The sequence below is a fragment of the Sulfitobacter sp. NFXS29 genome (assembly GCF_040148765.1).
Classification (GTDB): domain Bacteria; phylum Pseudomonadota; class Alphaproteobacteria; order Rhodobacterales; family Rhodobacteraceae; genus Sulfitobacter.
Window position 1 is genome coordinate 61,884 of the sequence record NZ_JAGDED010000003.1, and the last position, 15,287, is coordinate 77,170.

The 15,287-nt window shown below is 62.6% G+C and carries 14 protein-coding genes and 1 other RNA gene; 8 read left to right on the forward strand and 7 right to left on the reverse strand.

Going from position 1 to position 15,287, the window contains the following annotated elements; genetic code table 11:
• Window positions 1–2: 2 nt before the first annotated feature.
• Entirely contained in the window at window positions 3–1,931 is a 1,929-nt protein-coding gene (locus J3456_RS06885; protein WP_502989495.1) for an extracellular solute-binding protein, read from the reverse strand.
• A 264-nt stretch (window positions 1,932–2,195) separates the two neighbouring features.
• On the opposite strand from J3456_RS06885, the gene J3456_RS06890 reads away from it, so the two are divergent.
• Complete coding sequence (locus tag J3456_RS06890; RefSeq protein WP_349579489.1) at window positions 2,196–3,449, forward strand: GAF domain-containing sensor histidine kinase; 1,254 nt, start codon at window positions 2,196–2,198, stop codon at window positions 3,447–3,449.
• Between the two features lie 44 nt (window positions 3,450–3,493).
• On the opposite strand, the gene J3456_RS06895 is transcribed toward J3456_RS06890, so the two are convergent.
• Together J3456_RS06895 and J3456_RS06900 are read right to left on the reverse strand one after the other, a co-directional pair.
• Complete coding sequence (locus J3456_RS06895; protein ID WP_349579490.1) at window positions 3,494–4,315, reverse strand: alpha/beta fold hydrolase; 822 nt, start codon at window positions 4,313–4,315, stop codon at window positions 3,494–3,496.
• Between the two features lie 125 nt (window positions 4,316–4,440).
• Window positions 4,441–4,941, reverse strand: coding sequence for a c-type cytochrome (locus J3456_RS06900; RefSeq protein WP_259946441.1), 501 nt, complete (start codon window positions 4,939–4,941; stop codon window positions 4,441–4,443).
• 154 nt (window positions 4,942–5,095) lie between these two features.
• On the opposite strand from J3456_RS06900, the gene J3456_RS06905 reads away from it, so the two are divergent.
• On the forward strand, window positions 5,096–5,953 hold the full coding sequence (locus tag J3456_RS06905) for a prephenate dehydratase (RefSeq protein WP_349579491.1): 858 nt from the start codon (window positions 5,096–5,098) through the stop codon (window positions 5,951–5,953).
• Window positions 5,954–5,968: 15 nt separating this feature from the next.
• Here J3456_RS06905 and J3456_RS06910 read toward each other — a convergent pair whose 3' ends face one another.
• Complete coding sequence (locus J3456_RS06910; RefSeq protein WP_349579492.1) at window positions 5,969–6,442, reverse strand: SRPBCC family protein; 474 nt, start codon at window positions 6,440–6,442, stop codon at window positions 5,969–5,971.
• 72 nt (window positions 6,443–6,514) lie between these two features.
• Window positions 6,515–7,483: an NAD(+) diphosphatase gene (gene nudC, locus J3456_RS06915; protein ID WP_349579493.1), complete on the reverse strand. Its 969-nt coding sequence runs from the start codon at window positions 7,481–7,483 to the stop codon at window positions 6,515–6,517.
• Window positions 7,484–7,649: 166 nt separating this feature from the next.
• Between nudC and J3456_RS06920 the strand changes: the two genes are divergently transcribed.
• Together J3456_RS06920 and ffs are read left to right on the forward strand one after the other, a co-directional pair.
• Window positions 7,650–9,494, forward strand: coding sequence for a 5'-nucleotidase C-terminal domain-containing protein (locus tag J3456_RS06920; RefSeq protein WP_349579494.1), 1,845 nt, complete (start codon window positions 7,650–7,652; stop codon window positions 9,492–9,494).
• A gap of 37 nt (window positions 9,495–9,531) precedes the next feature.
• Window positions 9,532–9,629, forward strand: an RNA gene (gene ffs / locus J3456_RS06925) — signal recognition particle sRNA small type.
• A gap of 149 nt (window positions 9,630–9,778) precedes the next feature.
• On the opposite strand, the gene ypfJ is transcribed toward ffs, so the two are convergent.
• Window positions 9,779–10,612 carry a KPN_02809 family neutral zinc metallopeptidase gene (gene ypfJ, locus J3456_RS06930; protein WP_349579495.1) on the reverse strand — a complete coding sequence of 278 codons (834 nt, stop codon included), beginning with the start codon at window positions 10,610–10,612 and terminating at the stop codon, window positions 9,779–9,781.
• Window positions 10,613–10,675: 63 nt separating this feature from the next.
• On the opposite strand from ypfJ, the gene J3456_RS06935 reads away from it, so the two are divergent.
• The 4 genes from J3456_RS06935 (at window position 10,676) to recR (ending at window position 13,920) form a co-directional block, all read left to right on the forward strand.
• The gene (locus J3456_RS06935; protein ID WP_349579496.1) at window positions 10,676–11,038 is read left to right on the forward strand and encodes a YidH family protein; all 363 of its coding nucleotides are present in this window, start codon (window positions 10,676–10,678) and stop codon (window positions 11,036–11,038) included.
• Between the two features lie 77 nt (window positions 11,039–11,115).
• The gene (locus tag J3456_RS06940; RefSeq protein WP_349579497.1) at window positions 11,116–12,879 is read left to right on the forward strand and encodes a DNA polymerase III subunit gamma/tau; all 1,764 of its coding nucleotides are present in this window, start codon (window positions 11,116–11,118) and stop codon (window positions 12,877–12,879) included.
• A 51-nt stretch (window positions 12,880–12,930) separates the two neighbouring features.
• Complete coding sequence (locus J3456_RS06945; RefSeq protein ID WP_007118099.1) at window positions 12,931–13,275, forward strand: YbaB/EbfC family nucleoid-associated protein; 345 nt, start codon at window positions 12,931–12,933, stop codon at window positions 13,273–13,275.
• A gap of 51 nt (window positions 13,276–13,326) precedes the next feature.
• Window positions 13,327–13,920 (forward strand): recombination mediator RecR, encoded by a 594-nt coding sequence (recR, locus tag J3456_RS06950; protein WP_120351929.1) that lies wholly within the window; start codon window positions 13,327–13,329, stop codon window positions 13,918–13,920.
• A 90-nt stretch (window positions 13,921–14,010) separates the two neighbouring features.
• On the opposite strand, the gene J3456_RS06955 is transcribed toward recR, so the two are convergent.
• Complete coding sequence (locus J3456_RS06955) at window positions 14,011–15,189, reverse strand: type III PLP-dependent enzyme (RefSeq protein WP_349579498.1); 1,179 nt, start codon at window positions 15,187–15,189, stop codon at window positions 14,011–14,013.
• Between the last annotated feature and the right edge of the window lie 98 nt (window positions 15,190–15,287).

A 15,287-nucleotide genomic window follows, 5' to 3' on the forward strand; every position in this document is an offset into this window, starting at 1 on the left:
CTTTACCGCAAGGCGCCGGAGGCGCGCAATTGCTGCGCGCGGTCTTCATCATACCACCAGAAATCGAGGTAGCCCAAAGCATAGGACGGAATCTCGGGGTGGTCGTATTGGTCGTAATAGGCAACCCAATAGCTGTCGTTGTACCATGTGGGGATCATGAAGAATTCATGCCGCAGCGCCCGATCCAGCGCCATCAGAGCCGCATCTTCGTCCTCTGCCGTTTCGGCATCGAGCGAGGCTTCGATGATCGCGTCGACCAGCGGGCTGGCAAGCCCTGCGGGGTTGAACAGCGAAAATTCTGCCGCCTCGGACCCGTAGCGCTGTGACAGACCGGTGCCGGTGCCGAGGAAGGCGGCATAGGCGTCATAGATCATGTCATAGTCGCGGTCCCGCTCGCGGGCGGTGTATTGCGAACTGTCCACCTTCTCCAGCCGCGCGTCGATGCCGATGGATTGCAGGTTGCCCACAAAATTTTCGATCACCGCCGAAATCGTCGGCGACCCGGCGGAGTTCATCAGGAAGTTCAGCCGCAAGGGCTCGCCCGCCTCATTGACACGCATGCCGTTCTGCACGGTCCAACCCGCATCCTCCAACAGCTTGGAAGCCTGCCGCGCGTTGCGGCGGTCCAACAGGCGGCTGGGGTCTGAGGTATGCGGCACCACGGCAGGCGCGCTCAACAGCTCCCCCGGCACCAGATCGCCAAGGCTTTCCAGAAGCGTCAGTTCCGCCCCCTCGGGCGCGGCCCCGGCCATCAGCGGCGTATCTTGCGTGAACGAGGCGCGGTGGCTGAAAAGCCCGTATTGCAGCGACTCGTTGGTCCATTCAAAGTTGAACATCAGTGCCACGGCCTCGCGCACACGGCGGTCCTGCAGCGTCTCGCGGCCGAGGTTAAAGATGATGCCCGAAGGCGTGGGAGGCGAGCCGTCGGGCAACTCAGCCTTGACGATATCGCCGTCACTCACCTTGGAGAAATCGTAACCCGTGGCCCATTTCTTGGAATCCCCTTCGGCGCGGAAGGTGTATTCACCCGCCTTGAACGCCTCAAAGGCCGAAGTGTCGTCGCTGAAAATCTCCAGCCGGATGCGGTCGAAATTCATGCGGCCACGGTTGATCGGCAGGTCGCGGCCCCAGTAGTCCGGGTTGCGCTTGAGCACGATGCGTTTGGTCAGATCGACGCTTTCGACCATATAGGCGCCCGATCCGGGGGGCGGGTCCATCCAGCTGTCTTTAAGGGTATTGCCGGTTTCCTCGAACCAATGTTTCGGCCATGCGGGCACGCCGCCTACCGTCTCGATCAGGCTGCGGCGGGAGATACCGTCGGCAAAGTGGAACTTCACTGTATGATCGTCCAGCGCTTCAACCTTGGGGATGCGCTTGCGCACCGCGTCTGCATAGGATTTCAGGCCCTCGTCCAAGAGCAGGTTGTGCGAGAACACGATGTCATGCGCGGTCACGGGCGTGCCGTCCGAAAACGTCGCCTCGGGGCGCATGTGGAAGGTCACCCAAGACTTGTCCTCGGGGTACTCAAGGCTTTCGCACAGCAGGCAGTAGCTTTCGCCATAGACATCCGCCGGCAGCGGCTCACCCGATGGGGCCTCGCCCAGCAGGCTTTCAAACCCGAAGATCGAGAACAGATGCGCGCGGCCCTTGCCGGAATAGGGGTTCATCGAATCCAGCGTGCCCACGAAGGGGATCGAGATTTCCCCGCCCTTGGGCGCATCGGGGTTCACATAGTTAAAATGCTCGAAATCCGCCGGGTAGGTCAGATCGCCATAAAAAGAATAGCCATGGCTTTTGATGACCTCCTGCTCCTGCGCCGCGGCGGCACCGGCCAAGAGGGCCGCCACCATCAGCGTCAGCGTCGCGAGCCATAGCGGCAGGTCATCAAAGACCGAAGGGCGGGTCGCGGCGCGGGTCTGGGCACGGGGCATAGGTCACTCCTTGGCGTGGCATAGTCCGGGTAGGCGTCATCTAGGCTAACGCTGTGAGATGCCAAGATACAAGTTGCGAATATGTAAGGTTGCCCTGCACGGGCGGTCCACCGCGGAGGTTGCCCCGCTGAAGGGCGGTTTCCCCCGCTTCCGCTCGCGAGAATGTGTGTCCGACGCCCGGGAACTTCGCGGGCCAGCCGATTTCTCGCCCCAATATTAACAGATTCTTCACTCAAATTAACGATGCGTAAACTGGAGCAGACAATGAGAACCTACCCGATTCCCTTTAACGAAGAAGCCCGCTTGCGCGCCGTTTTTGATGTGCCCGGCCTCACAGCCGAGAACGAAGCTTTGTTCGACACTATTTGCGAGGCCACCCGCCGTCTGCTTGACTGTCCGATTGCACATATCAGCGTCGTGGAGGCCGATACCCAATGGTACAAATCCGTGGTCGGCTACCCGCTGGAACCGATGCCGAAAGACACCGGGTTTTGCAGCCATACGATCATGTCAGACGTGCCACTGGTGGTGCCCGACCTCAGCAAAGACCCTCGATTTGAGCGCCACCCCATGGTTGCCAAGGGCGGACCCGAGGCGCGTTATTACTGCGGCGTGCCGCTGATCCTGTCCTCGGGCCACCGCTTTGGCAGCCTCTGCGCGCTGGACCTGCAACCGCACGAACAGCCCTCCGAGAAACAGATCGCCCTGTTGGAAGACCTTGGCCGTATGGTCGTCGCCGCGCTTGAGCGCAGCCAGCCGAACGCCCCTGAGCTAAAGGCCGACACCAGCGCCGAATCCACATTTTTAACGCTCGTGGGTCACGAACTGCGAACACCGCTGACGGTTCTTTTCGGCAGCCTGCGCATGTTGGAGGCCAAAGCCGAACAAGGGGTAAATCCGCTGCTGATTCGCTCTGCCCGGCGGTCTGTCGACCACCTCAGCGCGTTGATCGAGACGATCATTTCCTACAGCAATGTCAGCACCGGAGAGCTGAGCCTGAACGAGCGGAAATGCAATCTGAACGATCTTTTGCAATCGGTTTCGGCCCTGCATTTCGCCACCACGGATGCGACCACGAAAACCATCACCCTACGCGACAGCCTGCCGCTGGAGGAAATGCACATAGATGGCGACCAGATCGAATTGGCGGTGACGGCCTTGGTGCTAAACTCCGTGCTGCACGGCGGCAGTGAAATCGCGCTAGGGACGTTCAAAGACGCCGAGGGCAATATCGAGATTTCGATCACCGACAATGGCTCTTTTGACGATCACGTCGACCTTGCCGAGCTTTACAAACCCTTTGTCGTCGGCGGCATGATGGATAATCGCGGCACCAAGGGCGGGCTGGGCCTTGGTCTGCCGCTGACCCGCAAGCTGATCGAAATGCACGGCGGAGATTTCGAGGTGCATGTAGAGGCGGGCCGCAGCCGCGCCGTGATCCGCCTGCCCGCCTGGCGCTGCGACATCGGCGGGATCGCCGCGGCAAACGTCGCCGCCCCGGTGATCGCGGCTCAGTAATTTTGATGCGCGGGGCGCGCACTATGCCGCGCCCCGCTCTTTGCTCAGGCTCCGTCGACCGTGCGGATCAATGCGTTGATCTCTTCCGCCAATAGGTCCGGGTGATCCTCGGGCGTGAAGTGTTTGCCCCCTTCAATCCGCCGCAGCGGTGCATTCAAATCTTTCGCAAGCCGCTCCCCATATTCGAGTTTTTGAAACTCATCGTCCGCGCCCCAAACAATCCGAGCAGGGATGTTGAGCGTGGGCAGCTTGTCCGCGATGGCCTTGGTGTCTTCCACGTCCAGCGACTGCGCCTGCCGGACAAAGGCTTCGGCCTCTCCATGTTGGGCGTAATGCGGGGCGTGGGCGTCAAAGGCAGCCTCGGCGGCGGCATCGGTCTCATGCCCCTTTGAGAACATCATCTTCAGCAACTGGTGGAACGACCCATCGGGCGCATGTTTCGCCACGCCGCCGGTCTTGGCCACAGCGCTGACCAGCGGCACCGGCCATGAATCATAGCTGATCGCATTCGTCAAAAGCAGCCCGCTGACCATTTCAGGATGACGCACCGCCGCAATTTGCGCGACACCGCCACCAAGGTCATGCGCGGCAAGGATCGCACGCGAGATACCCTGATCGCGCATCCAAGCGACCAGATAGTCCGCCTGGGCCGCGACCGAAATATCACGCCCTTCACCCTGCGGGATCGAAGCCCCATACCCCGGCATTTCCCAAGCGAGCACCCGGCGCCCGGTGACCTTCGGGGCGACATCCCGCCAAAGCGCGGGACAGGTGGGAATACCGTGAAGCAGGATGACAGGCTCCCCCGCCCCCGTCTCTTCCCAACGCATTTCGATCCCATTGACCGTGGTTGTATGACTTTGCATGTCGCGTCTCCTTTCGGTGTGGACGTTTCATGGCCCAACACCTGTATGAGGAAGACGTTCCTCCGCGTCCCAAACGCAAAAGCCGCCCCGAAGGGCGGCTTTCACTCACGCAATGCAGCGTGGAATTAGTTGGAAACGCTTTGCAGGTAAGCGATCACGTCGGCGCGGTCTTCGACCTTACGCAGACCGGCGAAACCCATGGTGGTGCCGGGGGCGTAGCCTTTGGGGCTTTCCAAGAAGGCGCTCAGCTCTTCCGGGGTCCATGCACCTTCGAGCGAGGTCAGCGCACCGGAATAGCCGAAACCGTCAACCGAGGCGATATCGCGGTCGACAACACCGTCAAGGTGCGGACCAACGGCGTTGGAACCGTCGACCTTGTGGCAAGCGGCGCATTTGCGGAACACTTTAGAGCCGCTGTCGGCATCGGCTTCGGCCATCACGGCGGTAAAGTCGATCTCTTCGCCGCCTTCGTCACCACCGGCATCGGCCACTTCGATCACATAGGACGCTTCCCCATGTGCATCGGCGTGGTAAATCTCTTCACCCGCCCATTTGCCCAGCAGAAGTACCAACCAGGCGCCGAATACGCCGGCTGCGATTTTGGTCAGGGTCATTGTATCGAACATGCGTCAGGGTCCATCACTTGGTATTGGCACCATGGGCGGGCCATGGTTCTTGGCATCGTTGCCCGCGTATCTATTGCTTTCCCTTGGCGCAGGCAAGGTGTAGTTACCGCGACCAATTGCCCTTCTCCGCGCCTTTTGCAGCAGGATACGATCCATGACCGTCCAGACCACGCCGCGCATCGCCTTCCAAGGGGCCCTTGGTGCCTATAGTCACGAGGCCTGCCTTCAAGCCTGCCCCGACATGGAACCGGTACCCTGCCAGTCGTTCGAAGGGGTGATCCGCGCCGTAAATGAAGGCCGCGCCGAACTGGCGATGCTGCCGGTGGAGAACACGACCTATGGCCGTGTGGCCGATATCCACCGCCTGCTGCCGGAAAGCGGGCTGCATATCATCGGCGAAGCTTTCGTCCGGGTGCGCATCGCTCTGATGGCCCGCCCCGGCGTGGCATTAAAAGACATCAAACACGTCCGCGCGCATCTGGTGCTGCTGCCGCAGGCGCGCAGTTTCTTGCAGCAACATGGCATCACCTCTGAACCCGCCGCCGATTCCGCCGGGGCCGCCGCCGAACTGGCCGCCACCGAGGGCTGCACCGATGGCGTTCTGGCAGGCGAGGTCGCGGCAGAGATCAACGGCTTGACCGTGTTGGCCCGCGATATCGAGGATATGGACCACAACACCACCCGCTTTTTGCTGATGGCCCCGCAGATCGACCTTTCGCGCCGGGCCGAGCGGATGCTGACCACCTTCGTCTTCGAGGTGCGCAACATTCCCGCCGCGCTTTATAAGGCGATGGGGGGCTTTGCGACCAATGGCGTCAACATGACCAAGCTGGAAAGCTATATGGTCGGCGGGTCATTTACCGCGACACAGTTCTACGCCGATATCGAAGGCCATCCCGAAGACCCGGCGGTGAAACGCGCGCTGGATGAATTGGGGTATTTCACCAATAAGCTGGAAATTCTCGGCGCCTACCCCGCCCATCCCGGCCGGGGCGCGCCGACCGGGATGTAGGCTAGGCGCGCAGCCTCAGACTTTGACGCCGCGGGCGTGGCGCACTTCCATACCGCGGGCATATTCCGCGACGCGGTCCTTGTATTTCTTGGTCAGGGTCGTCTTGGCCAGTTTGAGCGATTGCACCCAGAGCCGCGCGGAAAGGGTCAGCGGCTTGATCTCAAGCGCTACCAACACGCGCGTGCTGTTGCGCGACAGGGGCATCAATTCAAACGACATTTGCCCCGCCAACCCCTGTGACATGCTGTCGATCACCATCTCGTTGGGCCGGTCGAAGGTCACCATCTCAAGCGTCAGCTCGCGCCGCTTGCCGCGCAGGGGGAAGACCGCGTTCCACGTCATTCCCACACCGGGCTGATGCATCGCATCGGCGCGCTGCACCTCGGCACCGCGCCGCATGGCCGCCCGCTCAAAGCTCTCAAAATCGCACAACATGTCAAAGACCGCTTCGATCGGCGCTTCGACGTCTTCTTTGGTCGAGAATTTCATTCCGTCCGTTCCAATTCTTCTGCTCGCATTTGCCACCCCTGCCGCTTTGACCACGCCTGTTAGGTCGGTGTGTCAGGTCAGTGTATCCGCAAGCCAGTTTTCCAGCAAGAAATGCGCGATGGCCCCGCGGCGGGCGGGCAGCAGACGCGGGTGGCTTCCGGCAAAGACATCCATCATCTCTTCTCGGGTGACCCAGAGCGCGTCTTCGATCTCAACCGGGTCGATGGTCAGGTCGCGGCTCAGCGCTTCGCCAGCGCAGCCCAACATCAGCGAGGCCGGAAAGGGCCATGGCTGGCTGGAGAGGTAGCTGACCGCGCCGACCTGCACCCCTGCTTCTTCAAAAACCTCCCGCCGCACGGCGGCCTCTACCGTCTCTCCCGGTTCGACAAAGCCTGCCAGCAGGGAATACATCCCCTCGGGCCAGCCGGGGGAGCGGCCCATGAGCACGGAATTGCCATGGGTAATCAACATGATGACCACCGGGTCGGTGCGTGGGAAATGTGCGCCGCTGCAATCGGGGCAGACGCGCTGCCATCCGCCTTGGGCCAGATCGGTCGCAGCGCCGCAGCGCGCGCAATGGCGGTGGGTTTCGTGCCAGCCGAGGATCGCCTTGCCGCTGGCAGCCAGTTCGGCATCGCGCGGATCGAGCCATGTCATCACCCGCCGCAACTCGGCGAATGCCATGTCATCGCCCAGCAGTGGGTGCCGCTGTTCGCTGGGGTCAAGGAACGCCCCCAGTTGCGATTGGTCCAGATCGGCAGGCTGCCAGCCTGAGATATCGACGGCAAAGCGCGCGGCCCCGTCCTCACGGCCCAGCAAGATCGGCGCGGCAGCGGCCTCTTGCAGCGCCGGGTGATCCATCGCCAATCGGACCAAACCGGCAGGGCGTTCAGGCGCGATCAGGGGCTTGCCACGCCAAAAGACAATGGCACGGGCCGCAGGGTCGGCGCGAAGCTGCGCCAATGCTTCCGGGTTGCCGCGTATCTCTCCCGCCCGATCAAGAGCCGAGCCTCCAAAGGTTACCGTCTCCGCATGACGCATGGTGCTCTCCCGATACCGGCCCGATACAGGCTTTGTGCGTTTCGCCCAGCCATGCCACGGCGCGGGCGATATTGGCAATCCCAAGCCCCCTTGCCAGACCGGTTGAAATCTGGTCATATCAAAACATCTTTAGGTTGTATAATTTTAACGAGTAATTCCCTTTACGGTGAACAAGCACAGCACATATGTCACGGCCGGTGTCGTTCCCCCCGAGGGGGGCACCCCGGTCGGGGCACGTCTGCGCATACTGGCCACGACTGATTTGCACATGCAGATCGTGGGCCATGATTATGTGGGTGACCGTTCGGTGGGGCACCATGGGCTGGCCGGGGTTGCCACGCTGATCCGCACCGCCCGGCAAGAGGCCGCCGCACAGGGCGCGGCCTGTCTCTTGCTCGACAATGGTGATCTGTTGCAGGGCAATGCCTTGGGCGACCAACTCGCCCAGATGCCGGTCACCCCCACGCATCCGCTTGTCGCCTGTGTAAACCATCTGCGTTATGACGGTTTGGGCTTGGGCAATCACGACCTTGATCATGGTCTGCCCTATCTGCGCGCCGTGGCGGGCGCGATTGATATGCCGCTGATCTCAACCAATCTGCATCTGACCGATCCCGGCCCCCTGCGCCACTGGGCCGTTGTGTCATGTCTGCTGCCCGCTGTTGGGGGGCATCCCTCCTCTACGCTGCAGGTTGGCCTGCTCTCCGTTCTGCCGGGCCGAACGGCGATTTGGAACCGCGAGGTCTTGGAAGACGCGGCTGAAATCGTCAGCCCCCTCGAAAGCCTGCGCAGCGCCGCTTTGGCGCTGCGGGCAGAGGGGGCCGACCTGACCGTGCTGCTAGCCCATATGGGCATCCCCCAAAAAGGAGAAATCGCCGCCGAAGAAGACATCTGCGCCTTGGCCAAGATCGAAGGGATCGACGCCGTGATTGCCGGCCACACCCACCTTCGGTTTCCCGGCGCGGACCACGGCCCGCGCAAGGGAGTCGACACGCAGGCGGGCACCCTGTCCAACCGACCGGCGGCAATGCCGGGGTTTGGCGGGTCCGATTTGGCGGTGCTGGATTTGGCCCTCGAACGGGACGCGCGGGGGGGCTGGCGGGTGTCGCAGCATCACAGCCACCTGCGCGACAACAGCGCGCAAACACTGGCCGATCCCGTGGTGCTCAGTGCCGCGCGGATCAGCCACATTGGCACCCGCAAGCATCTGGAAGAGGTGGTCGGCCACACCGGGACGGCGCTGCACAACTACTTTGCCCTTGCCATGCCCACCTCCATCGATGCGCTGACCGCCCGCGCGCAGGCCGAGGTGATACGCGAAGGCGTGGCGGGCACGGCGGACAGCGCATTGCCCATCCTCGCGGCGACGGCGGCACATACGGCGGGCGGGCGCGGCGGGCCCGAGCATTTTTTACACATCCCCCCCGGTGCGGTGCAGCGCCGCCACATCGCCGGGCTGGTTCCATATCGAAACGCGGTCTGGGCGCTGCGTATCACGGGGGCTGACCTCCGGCGACGGCTGGAAAAAGCGGCAGAGGTTTACGCCCCGCTTGGCAGCGCGACAGGTCCGCTTCTCGATCCCTGCCGCCCGCCCTTTCACTGCGATACGATCTACGGCGTGACCTATGCAATCGACCCCCACCGCCCCCGTGGGGCGCGCATCACCGCGCTGTCGTGGCAGGGGGGACCTGTCGAGCCGGACCAACGGTTTCTATTGGCGACCAACCAGTTTCGTGCAGCGGGCGGCGGCGGATTTGACCGCGCCCCCCTCGCAGATGTCGCCCTGCGCAGCCCCCTGCCCCTGACCGAGGCGCTGATTGCCGCCCTCACGCCGGACCCGGACCACCCGTGGTCCGGCGCTCTCCCATGGCACTTCGATGGGACCGGTGCGCAAGCGGTCCTCTATACCTCACCGAACGCGTTGCCTTTCGTTAATGATATCGCGCATCTGTCGCCCGATCCCCGCGGAATGACGGCGTCGGGCTTTGCCCAGATCTGGATCCGCTTGTGAGGCTTGCACTTCGATCCTTCCCCTCCTATATGGGCCTTGAGAGGTTGGTGCGGGCAAGCGCCTCGCCAACCCGGTCAGATCCGGAAGGAAGCAGCCGTAACGAGCCCCGCTTGGGTCGTTATCAGCCTCTCACCACCGTCGCATTGTGCAGCAATGCAACGCCCCCGCAGTCGTTCCGCAGGAACGCTGAGAGGGGTCGCTACTCCAAAGAAAATGACGCGGTTGAGAGATAGCAGGCCCGCCGACGTGCCCCGCCCGCGGGCACCACGGGCATCCTCACCGCCTCACAGCCGATCCGCCTCAAAGGTATCACAGGCCGCGACTTCGCCGCTCTCAAAGCCCCGTTCGAACCAACGCGCGCGTTGCTCTGACGTACCATGGGTAAAGGTATGCGGTTGTGGCACCTGACCTGCCTGCCGTTGCAAATGGTCATCCCCGATCATCCGCGCCGCATTCAAGGCCTCCTGAAGGTCGCCCTTTTCCATCAACCCTTCGACGTTCGACGCCCAGATCCCCGAAAAACAATCGGCCATCAGTTCAAGCCGCACGGTCAGGGCATTCGCCTCAACCTGGGAGGACTGCTGCCGCATCCGAGCCACCTGCGGCAAGACGCCGATCTCATTCTGCACGTGATGAGCGACCTCATGTGCAATCACATAGGCCGCCGCGAAATCGCCCTCGGCCCCAAGACGCTGGTCCAGCGTGCGGAAAAAGGCTGTGTCGAGATAGGCCATGTTATCCGCCGGGCAGTAGAACGGCCCCGTCGCCCCCGACGCCCCGCCACAGGCGCTTTGAGTAACGTTTTCAAACACCACAAGCTTGGGCGGCGTATAGGTTTCCCCCAGTTGCTCTTGGAAAATCCGGCTCCAGACCTGCTCTGTCGTGGTCAGCACGCGGGCGGCGAAATCGACTTGCGGGTCTTCGCTGTCGCTCAGCGGGCGGGACTGCTGGACCTGACCGCCGCCTTGGCCGGTCAATAGCGGGGTCACGTCGATGCCGGTGAAATATCCGATGGCCATAACCGCCAGAACGCCCACCAGACCAAGTCCGCCAGCCTTGCCGGCCCTTCCGCTGCGGCGAATGACATTCTTACTCCGCCCAATTCCACCCAACCGCATGAACCGTCCCTCGCTATGTCAAAGCCTATTGCCACATGAACGCGCAAGGCGCAGTTTGGTTCAATGAGTGATAAGAATGACCTAGCCGAAGACCGCACCGATTGGGCCGAGGATCGCACGATTCTCGCCAATGAACGCACCTTTGCGGGCTGGATGCGCACCGGCATGGCCTGTGTGGCCGTGGCGATTGGTCTGCGCGCCGTTTTCGGTGAGTTCGAGCCGACATGGGTGGCGAAAGCCGTGGCTTCGGTCTTCATCCTTGCAGCGCTTTACGTCTATTGGGCGGCACAGGCCTCGGCGGCGAAAACCCAAAAGCGGCTGAGCGACCATCACGCCCATGCCCAGCCTAACAGCCGCATGAAAATCTTGGCGATCTTCCTCGCCTTTGCCTCAACCGGCGTCGGCGCGATCCTTTGGATGCTCTGAGCATCCCGCAAGCACGGTAGACGCCACGGCGCGGAGCGCCTAGTTTACGGCCTTGACCGAATCCGATCTGGGGCACCATGACAGATACATCCGCCTACCGCGTTCTGGCCCGCAAATACCGGCCCGAAACCTTTGCCGATCTTGTCGGCCAAGACGCCATGGTGCGCACGCTCAAGAACGCTTTTGCCGCCGACCGGATCGCGCAGGCCTTTGTGATGACGGGCATCCGTGGCACCGGCAAGACGACCACCGCGCGGATCATCGCCAAGGGGATGAACTGCATCGGCCCAGACGGCAACGGCGGGCCGACGACCGATCCTTGCGGCGTCTGCGAACACTGCACCGCCATCATGGAAGGCCGCCACGTCGATGTGATGGAGATGGACGCCGCCTCGAACACCGGTGTCGCCAACATCCGCGAGATCATCGATTCGGTGCACTACCGCGCCGCCTCGGCCCGCTACAAAGTCTACATCATCGACGAAGTGCACATGCTCTCCACCGGTGCATTCAACGCGCTGCTGAAGACGCTGGAAGAGCCGCCCGAACACGTCAAATTTATCTTTGCCACCACCGAGATCCGCAAGGTGCCGGTGACGGTGCTGTCGCGCTGCCAGCGCTTTGATCTGCGCCGGATCGAACCCGAGGTGATGATCGCCCTGCTGCGCAAGATCGCGACGTCTGAGAATGCCGAGATCACCGACGACGCGCTCGCACTCATCACCCGCGCCGCCGAAGGCTCGGCCCGCGACGCGACCTCGCTGCTGGATCAAGCGATCAGCCACGGCGCGGGCGAGACCGGGGCCGAACAGGTGCGCGCCATGCTGGGGCTGGCCGACCGGGGCCGGGTGCTGGACCTTTTCGACATGGTGCTGCGCGGCGATGCCGGTGCCGCGCTCACCGAACTTTCCGCGCAATATGCCGATGGGGCCGACCCGATGGCGGTGCTGCGTGATCTGGCCGAGATCACCCATTGGGTGTCGGTCGTGAAAATCACCCCCGACGCTGCCGAAGACCCCACCATCGCCCCCGAAGAACGCGCCCGTGGCCAGCAGATGGCCGAGACCCTGCCGATGCGGGTGCTCACGCGGCTGTGGCAGATGCTGCTGAAAGCGCTGGATGAAGTGGCCGCCGCCCCCAACGCGATGATGGCCGCCGAAATGGCCGTGATCCGTCTCACCCATGTGGCCGACCTGCCTTCGCCCGAGGAACTGGTGCGCAAGCTGCAAAACAGCACGCCACCCCCGCCCCCCGGCCCCGTCGGTGGTGGCGGTGGCGGCGGCAATGGTGCACCCCAAGGCAGCACCGGCGCGCAGGCCGTGCAACACGCCCAGCAGCGCATGGCGTCGAACCCCGGCCCGCAGGGGCAGAGCACCGCCTTGGCGCAAGACCTGAACGCCGCGCTGGCCCGCTTCCCGACATTCGAACATGTGGTCGAGTTGATCCGCGTGAACCGCGATGTGAAATTGCTGGTTGAGGTCGAAACCTGCCTGCAACTGGCCGCCTATCAGCCCGGCCGCATCGAATTCGTCCCCACCGACGACGCCCCGCGCGATCTGGCGCAACGGCTGGGGCAAAAGCTGCAACTCTGGACCGGCAACCGCTGGGCGGTGTCGCTGGTCAACGAAGGCGGTGCCGAAACCATCGCGCAGATCCGCGATGCGCGCGAACTGGCGCTGAAGAAACAAGCCCAAGAACATCCGATGATGCAGGCGGTGCTGGCACAGTTCCCCAAAGCGCGGATCACCGCGATCCGCACCCCCGAAGACATCGCCGCCGCCGCCACGGCAGAGGCGCTGCCAGAGGTCGAAGACGAATGGGATCCGTTCGAGGACGGTTGATACACCCCACCTCACGCCACATATAAACGACAACGCAACAAGGAGACCCAGATGCTCAAGGGATTAGGCGGCCTCGGCGATATGGCCGGGATGATGAAAAAAGCGCAGGAAATGCAGGGCAAGATGGCCGAACTGCAAGAGGAGATGCACAACATCACCGTTGAAGGTGAATCCGGTGCAGGCCTCGTCAAAGCGACATGTAGCGCCAAGGGTGAGTTGAAGGGGCTCGATATCGACCCGTCGATCTTTAACAAAGACGAAAAAGAAGTGGTCGAAGACCTGATCCTTGCCGCCATCAAAGATGCGCAGAGCAAAGCATCTGAACGCGCGCAGGCCGAAATGTCCAAGCTGACCGAAGGCATGGGCCTTCCCGCAGGTATGAAACTGCCCTTCTAAACGGTTGGGGCGGAGACGCCCCTTCCCTCCCTTTTCCCACAGGTGCCATTCTTGAGCTCTACCCGCGACATTGACGCCCTGATCGAGCTGATGGCGAAATTGCCCGGCCTTGGCCCCCGCTCGGCCCGGCGCGCGGTGCTGCACCTGATCCGCAAACGCGCGCTGTTGCTCACCCCTTTGTCCGACCTGATGCAGACCGTCGCCGCCACGGCGCGCGAATGCCTGAACTGCGGCAACGTGGGCACCGCTGATGTCTGCGACATCTGCACCTCCGAAAAACGTGCCAATGGCGAGCTTTGCGTGGTCGAAGATGTGGCCGACCTCTGGGCGATGGAACGGTCTGGCGTGTTCAAGGGCCGTTATCATGTGCTGGGCGGCACGCTCTCGGCGCTGGATGCCATCGGCCCGCAGGAATTGCGTATCCCCCGTCTGGTGGACCGGATCGACACCGAAAGCGTGACCGAAGTGATCCTCGCGCTCAACGCCACGATCGACGGCCAAACCACCGCGCATTACATCGCAGATCAATTGGAAGGCCGGGTGCGGCTCACCTCCCTCGCCCAAGGGGTTCCGATTGGCGGGGAGCTTGATTACCTCGACGACGGGACCATCACCGCCGCGATGCAGGCGCGTAAGGCGCTTTAAGCCCCCCCGGAATTGCAGTCCGGAATCAAAGCGGGCCGCCCGCTCCTCCCAAAGCAGACGACCCTTTTCCGTGGCGACGCAGACCGTGCTTTAGAGCACGATCACATCAAGCGGCGGAAATCCATTGAACCCAACCGAACTGTAAGAGCTTGTGTAGGCTCCGCAAGCGCGAATCATCACTTTATCGCCATCGCGTAGGGCCAAAGGCAGGTGAATCGGTCGTTTTTCGTAAAGAATGTCCGCCGAATCGCACGACGGGCCAGCCAAAACGCAGGGTCCGGTCTCTTCGCCGTCATGCGGGGTGACGATCTGGTAGCGAATCGCTTCGCCCTCGGTTTCGGCAAGGCCAGAGAAACGGCCAATGTCGAGATAGACCCAACGGTGCAGGTCGTCCGCGGACTTACGGCTCACCAGCAGGACTTCGGCCGCGATATGACCCGCCTCTGCCACCAGCCCACGGCCCGGCTCTGCCATCAGTTGCGGCACGTCGCCGAACCGTGCTTTGACAGCCGAGATGACGGCCGCAGCATAGGCGCGCGGCGCCTCGATGCTTTCGCCGTAAAAGGCCGGGAAGCCACCGCCGAGATTCAGCAGTTGCAAATCATGGCCATCCGCACGGGCGGCATGCCACAGCGGCGCGACTTGATCCAACACCGGGTTCCAGAACTCCGCCTTGCGGGTCTGCGAACCGACGTGGAAGGACAGGCCGAAGGGCACGAGGCCCACGGCAACCGCGTGGTTCAACAGCGCAGGCAGCGCCGAACCAGCACAACCGAATTTGCGGCTGAGTGGCCAGTCGGCCATGGAGTTTTCGACGATCAAGCGCAGGTAGACCCGCGCGCCCGGTGCATGGGCGGCGATTTTGTCGAGTTCGGCTTCGCTGTCGGCTGCGAACAGGGTCACGCCTGCGGAATGCGCGAAAGCGATGTCAGAGGCGCGTTTGATGGTGTTGCCGAAAGAGATGTTCTCAGGCTTCGCACCTTGGCTGAGGCAAAGCTCAATCTCGGCCCGCGAGGCCGCGTCGAAGCCAGAGCCCTTTTTGACCAGCAGACGGATGATTTCCGGCGCCGGGTTTGCCTTCACCGCGTAGTGGATATGCGCCTCGCCCAGCCCTTTGTGCAGCGCGTCATATTGCGCGGCGACACGGTCGCGGCTAATCACCAGCGTTGGTTTGTCAAAGCTGTTGGCAGCGATATAGGCGGCAGCCGGATCGGAAAATGCAGTGGTTGCGGTGCGCAGGGCACCGGGGACTGTAGCGTTCATGGTCATCTCCAAAGAGCAGGTGGGGCTGGTTCCCCGCGTGTCGTTTCAAGAGACGTTACCGTCGCTACATAAACGCGGGTCAGTCAGAGTAGGAACTGACCGGC

Bases quoted from the DNA above. Each gene is read 5' to 3' on its own strand.
- J3456_RS06900 (WP_259946441.1), bottom strand. From the start codon at position 4,941: ATGTTCGATACAATGACCCTGACCAAAATCGCAGCCGGCGTATTCGGC.
- J3456_RS06895 (WP_349579490.1), bottom strand. From the start codon at position 4,315: ATGCAAAGTCATACAACCACGGTCAATGGGATCGAAATGCGTTGGGAA.
- nudC (WP_349579493.1), bottom strand. From the start codon at position 7,483: ATGCGTCATGCGGAGACGGTAACCTTTGGAGGCTCGGCTCTTGATCGG.
- J3456_RS06940 (WP_349579497.1), top strand. From the start codon at position 11,116: ATGACAGATACATCCGCCTACCGCGTTCTGGCCCGCAAATACCGGCCC.
- J3456_RS06945 (WP_007118099.1), top strand. From the start codon at position 12,931: ATGCTCAAGGGATTAGGCGGCCTCGGCGATATGGCCGGGATGATGAAA.
- J3456_RS06885 (WP_502989495.1), bottom strand. From the start codon at position 1,931: ATGCCCCGTGCCCAGACCCGCGCCGCGACCCGCCCTTCGGTCTTTGAT.
- J3456_RS06910 (WP_349579492.1), bottom strand. From the start codon at position 6,442: ATGAAATTCTCGACCAAAGAAGACGTCGAAGCGCCGATCGAAGCGGTC.
- J3456_RS06935 (WP_349579496.1), top strand. From the start codon at position 10,676: ATGAGTGATAAGAATGACCTAGCCGAAGACCGCACCGATTGGGCCGAG.
- J3456_RS06905 (WP_349579491.1), top strand. From the start codon at position 5,096: ATGACCGTCCAGACCACGCCGCGCATCGCCTTCCAAGGGGCCCTTGGT.
- ypfJ (WP_349579495.1), bottom strand. From the start codon at position 10,612: ATGCGGTTGGGTGGAATTGGGCGGAGTAAGAATGTCATTCGCCGCAGC.
- J3456_RS06890 (WP_349579489.1), top strand. From the start codon at position 2,196: ATGAGAACCTACCCGATTCCCTTTAACGAAGAAGCCCGCTTGCGCGCC.
- J3456_RS06955 (WP_349579498.1), bottom strand. From the start codon at position 15,189: ATGACCATGAACGCTACAGTCCCCGGTGCCCTGCGCACCGCAACCACT.